This is a genomic window from Pseudomonas sp. RC4D1 (assembly GCF_018390395.1).
Lineage (GTDB): Bacteria > Pseudomonadota > Gammaproteobacteria > Pseudomonadales > Pseudomonadaceae > Aquipseudomonas > Aquipseudomonas danubii.
Map to the genome: position 1 here is coordinate 1,005,535 of NZ_JAHBAW010000001.1, position 13,087 is coordinate 1,018,621.

12 protein-coding genes and 1 pseudogene are annotated in these 13,087 nt (G+C 64.2%); 5 read left to right on the forward strand and 8 right to left on the reverse strand.

Annotated features, from left to right (window positions below):
* Nucleotides 1–43: 43 nt before the first annotated feature.
* A pseudogene (locus KHO49_RS31460) lies at nt 44–1,132 on the reverse strand (cache domain-containing sensor histidine kinase); the annotation flags it as partial.
* Between the two features lie 456 nt (nt 1,133–1,588).
* On the opposite strand from KHO49_RS31460, the gene KHO49_RS04560 reads away from it, so the two are divergent.
* On the forward strand, nt 1,589–2,485 hold the full coding sequence (locus tag KHO49_RS04560; protein ID WP_102863027.1) for a PA4780 family RIO1-like protein kinase: 897 nt from the start codon (nt 1,589–1,591) through the stop codon (nt 2,483–2,485).
* A 247-nt stretch (nt 2,486–2,732) separates the two neighbouring features.
* Here the strand turns inward: KHO49_RS04560 and cueR are convergent, their stop codons facing one another.
* From cueR to KHO49_RS04575, 3 genes are all read right to left on the reverse strand, one after another.
* Nucleotides 2,733–3,137, reverse strand: coding sequence for a Cu(I)-responsive transcriptional regulator (cueR, locus tag KHO49_RS04565; RefSeq protein ID WP_060837378.1), 405 nt, complete (start codon nt 3,135–3,137; stop codon nt 2,733–2,735).
* Nucleotides 3,134–5,530: a heavy metal translocating P-type ATPase gene (locus KHO49_RS04570; RefSeq protein WP_213664675.1), complete on the reverse strand. Its 2,397-nt coding sequence runs from the start codon at nt 5,528–5,530 to the stop codon at nt 3,134–3,136. Before KHO49_RS04570 ends, cueR begins: the two co-directional genes overlap by 4 nt.
* Before the next feature lie 151 nt (nt 5,531–5,681).
* Complete coding sequence (locus KHO49_RS04575) at nt 5,682–6,065, reverse strand: hypothetical protein (protein WP_110650842.1); 384 nt, start codon at nt 6,063–6,065, stop codon at nt 5,682–5,684.
* 145 nt (nt 6,066–6,210) lie between these two features.
* On the opposite strand from KHO49_RS04575, the gene KHO49_RS04580 reads away from it, so the two are divergent.
* Together KHO49_RS04580 and KHO49_RS04585 are read left to right on the forward strand one after the other, a co-directional pair.
* On the forward strand, nt 6,211–6,408 hold the full coding sequence (locus tag KHO49_RS04580) for a heavy-metal-associated domain-containing protein (RefSeq protein WP_102863030.1): 198 nt from the start codon (nt 6,211–6,213) through the stop codon (nt 6,406–6,408).
* 92 nt (nt 6,409–6,500) lie between these two features.
* A complete protein-coding gene (locus KHO49_RS04585; protein ID WP_213664676.1) occupies nt 6,501–7,697 on the forward strand; it encodes a multidrug effflux MFS transporter in 1,197 nt (398 codons plus the stop codon).
* A 1-nt stretch (nt 7,698) separates the two neighbouring features.
* Here KHO49_RS04585 and KHO49_RS04590 read toward each other — a convergent pair whose 3' ends face one another.
* From KHO49_RS04590 to KHO49_RS04600, 3 genes are all read right to left on the reverse strand, one after another.
* The gene (locus tag KHO49_RS04590; protein WP_162884107.1) at nt 7,699–7,875 is read right to left on the reverse strand and encodes a hypothetical protein; all 177 of its coding nucleotides are present in this window, start codon (nt 7,873–7,875) and stop codon (nt 7,699–7,701) included.
* 143 nt (nt 7,876–8,018) lie between these two features.
* Complete coding sequence (locus KHO49_RS04595) at nt 8,019–9,032, reverse strand: zinc-binding alcohol dehydrogenase family protein (RefSeq protein ID WP_213664677.1); 1,014 nt, start codon at nt 9,030–9,032, stop codon at nt 8,019–8,021.
* A gap of 30 nt (nt 9,033–9,062) precedes the next feature.
* Nucleotides 9,063–9,356: a putative quinol monooxygenase gene (locus tag KHO49_RS04600; protein ID WP_102863033.1), complete on the reverse strand. Its 294-nt coding sequence runs from the start codon at nt 9,354–9,356 to the stop codon at nt 9,063–9,065.
* Nucleotides 9,357–9,474: 118 nt separating this feature from the next.
* On the opposite strand from KHO49_RS04600, the gene vimR reads away from it, so the two are divergent.
* Together vimR and KHO49_RS04610 are read left to right on the forward strand one after the other, a co-directional pair.
* Nucleotides 9,475–10,383 carry a transcription regulator VimR gene (gene vimR, locus KHO49_RS04605; protein WP_102863034.1) on the forward strand — a complete coding sequence of 303 codons (909 nt, stop codon included), beginning with the start codon at nt 9,475–9,477 and terminating at the stop codon, nt 10,381–10,383.
* Nucleotides 10,384–10,519: 136 nt separating this feature from the next.
* Nucleotides 10,520–11,896, forward strand: a complete 1,377-nt coding sequence (locus tag KHO49_RS04610) for an MFS transporter (RefSeq protein WP_213664678.1) — start codon at nt 10,520–10,522, stop codon at nt 11,894–11,896.
* Between the two features lie 75 nt (nt 11,897–11,971).
* Here the strand turns inward: KHO49_RS04610 and KHO49_RS04615 are convergent, their stop codons facing one another.
* Nucleotides 11,972–12,925: an adenosine deaminase gene (locus KHO49_RS04615; RefSeq protein ID WP_213664679.1), complete on the reverse strand. Its 954-nt coding sequence runs from the start codon at nt 12,923–12,925 to the stop codon at nt 11,972–11,974.
* Nucleotides 12,926–13,087: the final 162 nt, after the last annotated feature.

Genomic DNA, 13,087 nt, shown 5'->3' on the forward strand with positions numbered 1-13,087 from the left:
GTGCCGCCTGGCCGATGTGCTGGATCAGGCTGCGGATCGCCGCGAGGAACTGGTTGAACCAGTTGGCCAGTTGCGCGGTTTCATCGCTGCCACGGATATTCAGGTTGCGGGTCAGGTCGCCTTCACCCTGGGCGATGCCTTCCAGGCCGCTGGCGACACTGCGGATCGGCCGCACGATGAGGCTGGCGAAGCTGGCTCCGAATACCGCGAACAACACGGCCAGGACCCCGGCGATCACGGCGATGATCCAGGTCAGCTGGGTGGCCGAGCCCATGACTTCGTTCTGCTTGATCAGGCCGATGAAGGTCCAGCCCAGTTGTTCGGAAGGCCAGACGTTGGCCATGTAGTGCTCGCCGCCCAGTTCCACTTGCACCAGGCCCTTGCCGGTCTTGGCCAGTTGCGCGTAACCCTCGCCGAGGCTGTCCAGGGCCTTGAAGTTATGCTCCGGCTGCTTGGGGTCCACCAGCACCGTGCCGTTGTTTTCCATCAGCATCAGGTAGCCGGACTCGCCCAGCTTGATCTGCTTGACGATTTCGGTGAGCTGCTTGAGCGACACGTCGACCGCGACCACGCCGCCTTGGGGGCCCAACTGGTTGGCGAGGGAGCGCACGGTGCTGACCAGCACCGCATCGTCCGGGGCCCAGTAGTACGCATCGGTGCGCAGGGTCTTGCCCGGGCTGGCCAGCGCGGCCTTGTACCAGGGGCGCACGCGAGGGTCGTAGTTGGCCAGCTTCAGGTCGGCGGGCCAGGAGACGTAACCGCCGTTGCTCACGCCATAGGACACATAGGCATAGGCGGGGTGGCTGGCGGCCATGGCGGCGAACAGTTCGAAGATGCGTTTGTCCTGCTCGCCTTCTGGAATCTTGGCGGCATCGGCGCTCATCCAGGTCTTGAGGTCGCCGCCGGCCTGGGTCAGCAAGGGTTGGGCTGCCAGGTAGTCGATGTTCTGGCTGATGCCTTCGAAGAACAGCTGCATGGCATTGGCCACTTGGCGGATCTCGCGGCCGCTGCCGTCGACAAAGGTGTTTTGCGCTTCGCTGCGCAGGTTGATCACCACCAGCGTGGCCACCAGCACCACGGGCAGGCAGGCAATGGCGGCGAAGGCCCAGGTGAGTTTCTGTTTGATGTTCATCCGCGCTCCAGATTTTCTTGTATGACCACGAAGTGCAGGCGACTCGCGGATTATTGGCAGCTTGAAAGATGGCGCTGATTGCAGTCCCTGAGGCAGAAGTCGAGCAGGCAGCGATCGAACCTTGGCCGGCGGCTGACGTCTTTATTGGATTGTCGGACAAAATCCCTTTGTCTCTGATGACTTCGGCTGGGACGGCGGAAAATTGAGTCGCGCAGAGAAAAAACCTCCTTGAAGACGCCAAGGGCGTGCGACGGATGGCGGCAATCTCTCAAGCCATGGCGGACGTTGTTCGCTGGCCACTCGGCTATGATCTTCGGCGGCAGTGCTTCAGGGATCTGGCACATTGAGTGCATTGCTGTCGTCCGGCGCTCGGCAGCCCTTTCCCGTGGTGGGAGGATTGCCGTATAACGAGTGACTTTCGCGTGTTTGGTAACAAGGGACCCCCAATAAAAGCTGATGAAGACTCCAAAACGCATTGAACCCCTGATCGAAGACGGTCTGGTAGACGAGGTGCTGCGCCCACTCATGAGTGGTAAAGAGGCAGCTGTGTATGTGGTGCGCTGCGGCAACGAGCTACGTTGCGCCAAGGTCTACAAGGAGGCGAATAAACGCAGTTTCCGTCAGGCGGCGGAATATCAGGAGGGGCGCAAGGTTCGCAACAGCCGACAGGCGCGGGCCATGGCCAAGGGCTCCAAGTTCGGTCGCAAGGAAACCGAGGACGCCTGGCAGAACGCCGAAGTGGCGGCCTTGTTCCGTCTGGCCAATGCTGGGGTGCGGGTGCCCAAGCCGTTCGACTTTCTCGAAGGCGTGTTGCTGATGGAGCTGGTGGCCGACGAGTACGGCGACGCGGCGCCGCGGCTCAACGATGTGGTGCTGGAACCGGACCAGGCTCGTGAATATCACGCCTTCCTGATTTCCCAGATCGTGCTGATGTTGTGTACCGGGCTGGTGCACGGTGACCTGTCCGAGTTCAACGTGCTGCTGACGCCGGACGGTCCGGTGATCATCGACCTGCCCCAGGCGGTGGACGCGGCAGGCAACAACCACGCGTTCAGCATGCTGGAGCGGGACGTGGGCAACATGGCGTCCTACTTCGGGCGTTTTGCCCCGGAGCTCAAGCACACCCGTTATGCCAAGGAAATGTGGGCCTTGTACGAGGCTGGCACCTTGCATCCGGGCAGTGTGCTGACCGGCGAGTTCGACGACCCCGAAGAACTGGCGGATGTTGGCAGCGTGATCCGCGAGATCGAAGCGGCACGTCTCGACGAGGAGCGCCGGCAGGCAGTGCGGGCGGCGGACGATGCGCCGCCAGGCAAATCCGAAGAACCACCGCCTCCGCCCTGGATGCAGTGATGGAATAAAAAAATCCGGCCTTGGCCGGATTTTTTATGCCTGCAAACTACCTGGCACCTTGGCACCTTGGCACCTTGGCACCTTGGCACCTTTTAGCCGCTGCCGCAGGCTGCGCACGGCCCGAAGGGACGCGAGGATCTTGAGGGGGCTGAAATTTTGCAAGGGATCGCCAAGCAAGGCCCTGCGGGCCTTTTCGCAGCCTCGCCAGGGCTCGGCAGCGGCTACAGAGATCGCTTCTTGCAAATACTCAGGACCCGCAACAACTGCCCGAAGCCAGTTCCTTGAGGATCGGGCAGTCCGGGCGATGGTCGCCGTGGCAGTGCTCCACCAGGTCCTGCAGGGTGTCGCGCAGCCCGGCCAGTTCGCGGATCTTCTGGTTGAGCTCATCGATGTGCTGGCGCGCCAGGGCCTTTACATCGGCGCTGGCTCGCTGCCGGTCCTGCCACAGGGTCAGCAGCTTGCCCACTTCTTCCAGGGAAAAGCCCAGATCGCGAGAGCGCTTGATGAAGGCCAGACTGTGCAGGTCTTCGTCGCCGTACAGGCGATAGCCGCTGTCGCTGCGATGGGCCGGCTTGAGCAGGCCGATGGACTCGTAGTAACGGATCATCTTGGCGCTCAGGCCGCTCTTGCGCGCCGCTTGGCCGATGTTCATTCGGCGTTCTCCAGGTCTTTGGGTTTCCAGGTTTTCAACAGTAGCGCATTGCTCACCACGCTGACGCTGGACAGGGCCATGGCCGCCCCGGCCAGCACCGGGTTGAGCAGGCCGAAGGCGGCCAGGGGAATGCCGATCAGGTTGTAGACGAAGGCCCAGAACAGGTTCTGGCGGATTTTCGCGTAGGTCTTGCGGCTGATCTCCAGGGCCGCGGGGATCAGTCGTGGATCGCCGCGCATCAGGGTGATGCCGGCCGCGTGCATGGCCACGTCGGTGCCGCCGCCCATGGCAATGCCGATGTCGGCCGCCGCCAGGGCCGGGGCGTCGTTGATGCCGTCGCCGACCATGGCCACCACGCCGGTCTTTTTAAGTGCTGTCACCGTGGCGGCCTTGTCCGCCGGCAGTACTTCGGCGTGCACATCGTCAATGCCCAGGGCGTCGGCCACGACCTTGGCGCTGCCACGGTTGTCGCCGGTCAGCAGGTGGCTGCTGATATGCCGCGCGCGCAGTTGCTGCACCGCCTGCAAGGCGCCGGGCTTGAGGGTGTCGCCAAAGGCGAACAGGCCCAGTACCCGGGATTGCGGGCTCTGCTCGATCAGCCAGGACAGGGTCCGGCCCTCGTGTTCCCAGTCTTTGGCTGCCTGGGCCAGGCTGCCCGGGGTCAGGCCGCTTTCTTCCAGCAGGCGGCGGTTGCCCAGGGCCAGTTGGCGGCCGTCCAGGGTGCCGGCGATACCGCGTCCGGTCAGGGACTGGCTGGCGCTGACATCGGCCACCGGCAGTTGGCGTTCCTGGCACAGGTCCAGCACCGCCTTGGCCAGGGGATGCTCACTGCCGCGCTGCAGGGCACCGGCCAGTTGCAGCACGCTGTTGTCGTCGCCTTCCAGGGCCTGCATATGGGCGATGCGTGGCGTACCGGAAGTCAGGGTGCCGGTCTTGTCGAAAACCACCGAGCTGACTTCATGGGCTCGTTCCAGGGCTTCGGCGTCCTTGATCAGGATGCCGTGGCGGGCGGCCACGCCGGTGCCGGCCATGATCGCGGTGGGGGTGGCCAGGCCCAGGGCGCAAGGGCAGGCGATCACCAGCACGGCGACGGCGTTGATCACTGCGGTTTCCAGGGGCGCGCCATACAGCCACCAGCCCACCAGGGTGATCAGCGCCAGCACCAGCACGGTGGGCACGAACACCTGGCTGACCTTGTCTACCAGCTTCTGGATCGGTGCCTTGCCGGCCTGGGCGTCTTCCACCAGGCGAATGATCCGTGCCAGCACGGTTTCCGCGCCGAGGGCCAGGGTGCGTACCAGCAGGCGGCCTTCGCCGTTGATGGCGCCGCCGGTGACTTTATCCCCGGGCTGCTTGGGCACCGGCAGGCTTTCACCACTGATCAGCGCTTCGTCGGCATGGCTCTGGCCTTCGATGACTTCGCCGTCCACCGGAAAGCGCTCGCCGGGTTTGACCAGCACCAGGTCGTTCAGGCGCAGGGCGCTGATGGCGACTTCCTGCTCGCGCCCATCGATGACCTGGATTGCCCGCTCGGGGCGCAGGGCTTCCAGCGCGCGGATGGCGCTGGCGGTCTGGCGCTTGGCGCGGCTTTCCAGGTACTTGCCCAGCAGCACCAGGGCGATCACCACCGCCGAGGCTTCGAAGTACAGGTGCGGCATGCTGCCGGCGGCGGCCGTGGCCCATTCATACAGGCTCAGGCCATAGCCGGCGCTGGTGCCCAGGGCCACCAGCAGGTCCATGTTGCCGCTGCCGGCGCGCACGGCTTTCCAGGCGGCGACATAAAAGCGTGCGCCGAAGATGAACTGCACCGGAGTGGCCAGGGCGAACTGGGCCCAGGCCGGGAGCATCCAGTGCAGGCCAAAGGGTTGCACCAGCATCGGCAGCACCAGGGGCAGGGCCAGGAGGATCGCCAGGACCAGGCTCCAGCGTTCGCGGCGCAGGTTCTGCTGCTGGTCGTTGCCGTGCTTGTGCTCGGCCTGCCACAGGCTGGCTGAGTAGCCGGCCTGGGTCACGGCGTTGATCAGCTGCGTCGGATCGACCAAGCCCAGCAGTTCGACGTGGGCGCGCTCGGTGGCCAGGTTGACGCTGGCGCTGCGCACGCCTTGAACCTTGTTCAAGGCGCGTTCTACACGGCCGGCACAGGTGGCGCAGGTCATGCCGCCGATGGTCAATTCAATGGACTGCACCGGCACGCTGTAACCGGCATTTTCCACCGCTTCCAGCAGGGCCGGCAGACTGTCCCCGGGGGCTTCGATCCGGGCCTGTTCCGTGGCGAGGTTGACGCTGACCGCGCGTATACCGGCGACCTTGGCCAAGGCACGCTCCACACGACCGGCGCAACTGGCGCAGGTCATGCCGGCAATCGGCAGGTCGAAGGTGGTTGATTCAGGCATGACTGACACTCCCTGTAAATGTTGCCCACAGGATCAACCTTGCCATGCAGGCAAGGTCAAGCGGGCATTGCCAGGGTGCTTCATTTTGTCCCAGGGGGGAGCAGGAGCACGCCTTGCGCTGCAGGACGCAAGGCGTGTGGAGGGCGCAGCGTCAGTAGTCCAGGGCGGTGGGCTTGAGGTACATGCCCGAGGCGTTGCTGGCGATGCGGAACTTCAGCACGTCGCCGGCCCGCACGCTGATGTCCTGGGAACCCGGGGCGAGCAGGCCAGGGTTGCAGCCCGGCGCCTGGCCCGGCAGCAGTTTCAGGCGCAGGGACACTTTGCCCGGCGGCAGGTTGAAGGAGGCGCTCTGTTCCTGGAACAGCCGACCGGCGAGCTGGTCCTGGATGTACAGGCCGATCTCGCAGGAGGTGGCGACTTCCAGCCGCTCCCGGGAAATGATCAGTACGCCGTAGTCTTCTCCGGCGGCCAGTGCCGGTGGCGTTGCCGCCAACAGACCAAGGAGGCCGACGAAGCTGAAAGTTGACCAGCGCATGGCTGAATCTCCTGCTGTGATGTCATAAGACGTGCAGCTTGGCGGAGCGCGGCGCCGATTTCCAGCCCGGCAGTTCAATCCGGAACTTGACCTTGCCACGGTGGCAAGGACAAGACTGCGTGCATCCCAATACAGGAGAAGCGTGATGCAAGTATTCAATGTTCAAGGCATGTCCTGCGGCCACTGCGTGCGGGCCATCACTCAGGCGCTGCAGAGCAAGGACCCGGCGGCCACCGTGCGGGTGGATCTGGCGGCCAAGGAAGTGGGGGTCGAGAGTCGCCTGTCCAGCGAAGAGGTGATCAATCTGATCAGCGAGGAAGGCTACGCCGTCCAGGTTGCTTGAGTCTTTTTAATAGTTAGCGACCTATCGGAATGTTCAAGGTGTCCAAGCGCGGCTAGACTGTGCGACCGCTGACCAACGCTCGCTTGGATGCCATGAACCTGCGCACAATTTTGATTCTCGGCGCCTTGAGCGCTTTTGGCCCTCTGGCCATCGACTTTTATCTGCCGGCCTTTCCCTCGATGGCCCTGGCTTTCGGCACCGATGAAAAACACGTCCAGCTGACCCTGGCCGCCTATTTCCTTGGACTGTCCATTGGCCAGCTGGCCTATGGTCCTGTGGCCGACCGTTTTGGTCGGCGCCTGCCGTTGCTGGTGGGAGTGGGGCTGTTCACCCTGGCCTCACTGGCCTGCGCCTATGCGCCCAACCTGGAGTGGCTGATTGGCGCGCGTTTCGTCCAGGCCCTGGGCGGTTGCGCCGGGATGGTGATATCCCGCGCGGTGGTCAGCGACAAGTGCGATGCCGTGGGTTCGGCCAAGGTGTTCTCCCAGTTGATGCTGGTGATGGGCCTGGCGCCGATCCTGGCGCCGATGCTCGGCGGCCTGCTGGTCAATCTCTACGGTTGGCAATCGATCTTCATCATGCTCACGGTGTTCAGCGCCCTGTCGGGATTGGCGGTGGCCCTGGGCCTGCCGGAAAGCATGCCGGCCACGCGCCCGCGCCTACCGTTGTCCGGCGCGTTGCGCCAGTACGGTCTGTTGCTGGCGGACCGGGTCTTTCTCGGTCACGCCCTGACCGGCGGCATCGCCATCGCCGGGATGTTTTCCTATATCGCCGGCTCGCCCTTTGTCTTTATCAAGCTCTACGGCGTGCCGGCGGAGCATTTCGGCTGGTTCTTCGGGATCAATGCCGGCGGTTTCATCCTGGTGGCGCAGATCAATGCGCGGCTGTTGGCCAAGCGCGGTCCGGCTTTCCTGCTGGCCCGTACCGTGTGGATCTACCTGGCAGCCGGGTTGGCCTTGCTGGCAGTCAGCGCCCTGCATACGAGTGAGCTCTGGCCGCTGCTGCTGCCCTTGTTCGTGTGCATCGCCAGCCTCGGATGCATCATTCCCAACGCGGCGGCCTGTGCCATGAACGGCCAGGGCGCGCGGGCCGGCAGCGCCTCGGCGATGCTCGGTTGCCTGCAGTTCAGCGTCGCTGCGGGCGCTGCCTATCTGGTGGGTGTGTTGCACGATGGCAGTGCCATGCCGATGGCCATGGTCATCAGCCTGTGTGGTGTTCTGGCGGTGAGCATGGCGGTCATGACCCGGCGTTTGCAGAATGCCCGGGCCTTGAAAGCCGCCGAGCTCTGAGTCAGCCGACGGCGCGCTGACTCTGGGGAATCGGGTGGGGGGCTTGCAGGCGTGCTTGCAGGGTCTGGGTGAAAGCCCGGGCCTCGGCTTCACTGCGGAAAGTCACCGCGTGCTGGTCGAGACGGACCTGCCATTGGGAGCCTTGAGGGTTTGCCAATTCTTTTATCAGGATCTTCATTGCTGACCTCCTAACGGTAAAAGAGTGCGATGCAAGGGCTGCCAGTGTAGACCCGAATACGGTCACAAATATGACCGAAATCAACTCTCGGACTGACGGCGGCCATCGGGTTTTCTGCTCGATGGCCGCCGTGCGTTCAGCCCTTAGAAACCTTCCAGGACGATCTTGCCCTTGGCCGTGCCGCTCTCCAGCAAGGCGTGGGCGCGGCGCAGGTTGGCCGCGTTGATCTGGCCGAAATGCTCGCCCACCGTGGTCTTCAGGGTGCCGGCGTCGATCAGCTCGGCGACCTTGTTGAGCAGCACGTGCTGTTCCTGCATGTCGGCGGTCTCGAACAGCGAGCGGGTGTACATGAACTCCCAGTGCAGGGACAGGCTCTTGCGCTTGAGTTTGGTCACGTCGAGGCTTTTCGGATCGTCGATCAAGGCCAGTTTGCCCTGGGGCACCAGGGCCTCCACCAACTCATCAAGGTGGGTGTCGGTCTGGGTCAGGCTGGCGACGTGGGTCACCTGATTGATGCCGATGCGCTTGAGCTCGGCGCTCAGTGGCTGACGGTGATCCACCACGCCGTGCGCGCCCAGCTCGCGGACCCAGGCTTGGGTCTGCTCCCGGGAGGCGCTACCGATCACCTTGAGGCCGGTCAGTTGCCGGGCCAGTTGGGTGAGGATCGAACCGACCCCGCCGGCGGCGCCGACAATCAGCAGGCTCTGGCCCTGGTCGCTGCGGTCCTGGCTGATTTGCAGGCGTTCGAACAGCAGTTCCCAGGCCGTGATCGCGGTCAGCGGCAGGGCCGCGGCTTCGGCAAAACCCAGGCTCTTGGGCATATGGCCGACGATCCGTTCATCCACGGTGTGCAGCTCGCTGTTGCCTCCGGCCCGGGCGATGGAGCCGGCGTAGAACACCCGGTCGCCAACCTTGAACAGGCTGACCTCGCTGCCCACGGCCGTGACCACGCCGGCCACGTCCCAGCCCAGCACCTTGGCGGCGCCGCCTTCGGGCTGGACGTTCTGGCGGACCTTGGTGTCCACCGGGTTGACCGAGATGGCCTTGACCTCCACCAGCAGGTCGCGAGGGCCGGCGACCGGCTCCGGCAGCTCGATGTCTTGCAGGGACTTGGGGTCGTCGATTGGTAGGGATGCGTAGTAGGCGATGGCTTTCATGGTGAATTCCTGTTGAGTGCAGAGTGAGGGTCAGACGATCAGTTGCAGGCGCTTGAGTTCGAAGTGCTCGATCGCCTCGCGGGTCTGGTCGAGGAAATGCTGGAAGTGCGGGGTGTTGTTGTGAAACTCCAGGGCGGCCTCATCGTCCCAGCGTTCCAGAACGTAGAAGGTGCCCGGCTGTTCGGCGTCCTGATGCAATTGGTAGTACTGGCAGCCGGTCTCGGCACGGCTGGGGTGTACCAGGGCACTGAGTTCGTGCTTGAGGACGTTGTGCTGGTCAGGCTTGGCGATCAGGGTCGCGATGGCGGTAAAGGCTTGGGACATGGTGTTTACCTTTGGGCTGTCAGGTGATGGGCAGATAATTGGCTATTTCTCCTGAAGATAAAACCGGCTAAAAGAGCAGTCTCTTTCAATATTTTTTTGATAATCCAGGGGTAGATCCATGCTGCGATTCGATGACCTGCAACTGTTCGTGCGGGCCGCGGACCTGGGCAGCCTGTCGGCGGCGGCCCGGGTCATGGACCTGTCGCCGGCGGTGGCCAGCGCCGCCCTCAAGCGCATCGAAGAACACTTGGGGGCGCGTTTGCTGGCCCGTTCCACCCGCAGCCTGCGTCTGACGGCCGAGGGCGAGGGCTTTCTTGAATACGCCCGCGCCGCCTTGAGCAACCTGGATGAAGGGCGGCGCCTGCTGGCCAGCGGACAGGATCAGGTCAGCGGCGTGTTGCAGCTTTCCGCGCCTTCGGACTTTGGTCGCAACCTGCTGCTGCCCTGGCTCGACGAGTTCCAGCGCGAGCATCCCAAGCTCAGCGTGCGCCTGCTGCTGGGGGACCGGATTGCCGATCTGTTCCGCCAGCCGGTGGACATTGCCCTGCGCTACGGTGAGCCGGAGGACTCCAGTCTGGTGGCACTGCCGATAGCCCCGGACAATCTCCGGGTCCTGTGTGCGGCCCCCAGCTACCTGGCCCGGCACGGCGAGCCGCGCCAGCTGGAGCAACTGGCCCAGCACAACTGCCTGCTGTACATGCTCGACAGCCGGGCCCACGACCTTTGGAGTTTTTATGACGGCAAGCGCGAGGTGAGCCTGACCGTCAGCGGCGACCGCCTGAGTGACGATGCCGATGTAGTGCGGCGCTGGGCGGTGGCCGGCGAAGGGATTGCCTACAAGTCCTGGCTGGATGTGGCCGCCGACGTGCTGGCCGGCCGCTTGCAGGTGCTGTTGCCGGAGTTGCGTTGCGAAGGCGCGTCGCTGAACCTTTTGTGCACCCATCGCGCGCACTTGAGCAAACCGGTCAAGCTGTTGCGGGACATGCTCCAGGAGCGCTGCGCCCAGATCAGCGCCCGCCGCCCGTAAGAGCCGGGTTGCCGGCGAACCCAGGTGCCGCGCCCTCGGCGTCGCTGCCGGACGCGAACAGGTCGCCCTCAGCCATCACCCCCGGCTTCGATCCCGCACACTCGACGGGTCGCGCATTCAATCGGGGGAACAGGGCATGGGCATACAGGGATACAGCGCCGCAGAGCGCCTGGAGCGCTTACCCATCAGCGGTTATCACCGGGTGATCTTCATCATCATTGCCCTGGCGTTTTTCTTCGACTCCATGGATTTGGCGATGATGACCTTCCTGCTGGGGTCGATCAAAACCGAGTTCGGCCTGAGCTCGGCCCAGGCTGGCCTGCTGGCCAGCTCCAGCTTCTTCGGCATGGTGCTCGGCGCCTCGCTGTCGGGCATGCTCGCTGACCGCTTCGGGCGCAAGCCGGTGTTCCAATGGAGCATCGTGCTCTGGGGCGTGGCCAGTTACCTGTGTTCCACCGCCCAGAGCGTGGACAGCCTGACCCTGTTCCGGGTGCTGCTGGGCATCGGCATGGGCATGGAGTTTCCCATCGCCCAATCGATGCTCTCGGAGATGATTCCGGCGCAACGACGCGGGCGCTACATCGCTTTGATGGACGGCTTCTGGCCCTTGGGTTTTGTGGCGGCCGGTGCGCTGTCGTACTTCCTCCTGCCGCTGATCGGCTGGCGCGACATCTTCCTGGTGCTGGCGATTCCGGCAGTGTTCGTGCTGGTGATCCGCTTCTTCATTCCCGAGTCGCCGCGCTGGCTGGAGCAGGCTGGGCGCCATGCCGAGGCCGACCGGGTGCTGCTGGGCATCGAGGACAAGGTGCGGGCTGCCCTGGGTGGCGCCCCGTTGCCGGAACCGGTACGCCTGCCACGCATCGACAGTGCGCCGGGGCATTTTTTCTCCGCGCTGAAACAGATCTGGTCGCCCCTGTATCGGCAACGCACGATGATGATCTGGAGCCTGTGGTTCTTCGCATTGCTGGGGTTCTACGGGCTGACGTCCTGGCTCAGTGCCTTGCTGCAACAGTCCGGTTTTGCCGTGACCCAGTCGGTGTACTACACGGTGCTGATTTCCCTGGGCGGGATTCCCGGGTTCCTCATGGCCGCCTGGCTGGTGGAGCGCTGGGGGCGCAAGCCGGTGTGCATCGTCACCTTGCTCGGCGGCGGGATCATGGCCTTCTTCTACGGGCAGAGCGCGGTGTTTGGCGGCAACGTCAGCCTGTTGATCGGCACCGGCCTGCTGATGCAGTTCTTCCTGTTCGGCATGTGGGCGGTGCTCTACACCTACACGCCCGAGCTGTACCCGACGTCTGCCCGGGCTACGGGTTCGGGCTTTGCTTCGGCCGTTGGCCGGATCGGTTCGCTGCTGGGGCCGTTGGTGACCGGGCTGGTGTTTCCCATCACCGGGCAGGGCGGGGTGTTTGCCCTGGGGGCGGCGTGCTTTGTGGTGGCGGCGGGAGTGGTCTGGCTGTTCGGGATGGAGACCCGGGGCAAGACGCTGGAGGCGTTGAGCGAGTCGGGGGGGTGATAGAGAGGGGGAGCTGTTCGCCGGCCAGCCGGCTCCTACACGAACCTGTAGGAGCCGGCTGGCCGGCGAAGACCGTTACGGCTTGACCAGCCGCGCATCCAGGCTGTTCTGCGCCAGGCGCTGGGCCTGGTCCTGGGTCATGCCCAGGTCGGTGTACAAGGCGTGGAAGTTCTCGGTGACGTAGCCGCCGAAGTAGGCCGGGTCATCGGAGTTGACCGTGACCTTCACCCCGCGCTCGAGCATTTGCAGGATGTTGTGCTGGGACATGTGGTCGAACACGCAGAGCTTGGTGTTGGACAGCGGGCACACGGTCAGCGGGATCTGTTCGTCGATGATGCGCTGCATCAGCCGCTCGTCTTCGAAGGCGCGCACGCCGTGGTCGATGCGCTGGATCTTCAACAGGTCCAGGGCTTCCCAGATGTACTCGGGCGGGCCTTCCTCGCCGGCATGGGCGACGGTCAGGAAGCCTTCGCTGCGCGCGCGGTCGAAGACCCGCTGGAACTTGCTCGGCGGATGACCCATTTCCGAACTGTCCAGGCCCACGGCGACAAAGGCGTCGCGGAACGGCAGCGCCTGGTCGAGGGTCTTCTGCGCTTCTTCTTCGCTCAGGTGACGCAAGAAGCTGAGGATCAGGCCGCTGGTGATGCCCAGTTGCTGCTCGCCGTCCTTCAGCGCGGCGGCGATGCCGTTGAGCACCACTTCGAACGGGATGCCACGGTCGGTGTGGGTCTGCGGATCGAAGAAGGGCTCGGTGTGAATCACGTTCTGCTCTTTGCAGCGCAGCAGGTAGGCCCAGGTCAGGTCGTAGAAGTCCTGTGAGGTGCGCAGCACATCGGCGCCCTGGTAATACAGGTCGAGGAACTCCTGCAGGTTGTTGAAGGCGTAGGCCTTGCGCAGGGTTTCGACGTCGCTCCAGGGCAGGGCGATCTTGTTGCGTTCGGCCAGGGCGAACAGCAGTTCCGGCTCCAGGGAGCCTTCCAGGTGCAGGTGCAACTCGGCCTTGGGCAAGGCGTTCAGCCAGTCATACATGGTGTTGTCTCATCAGGTGCAGGCGGGCGCTGCGAAGTGTGATGCGCTGCCGGGGCCGTGCCCTTCTCTGGGGAACTGGCGGCGGTTGCGGCGATCGCCAGGTTTTCACCGGGCCCGAAAAAGCCGCCATTCTACATCTGGCGGCGCGATTGTTCGGCAAAA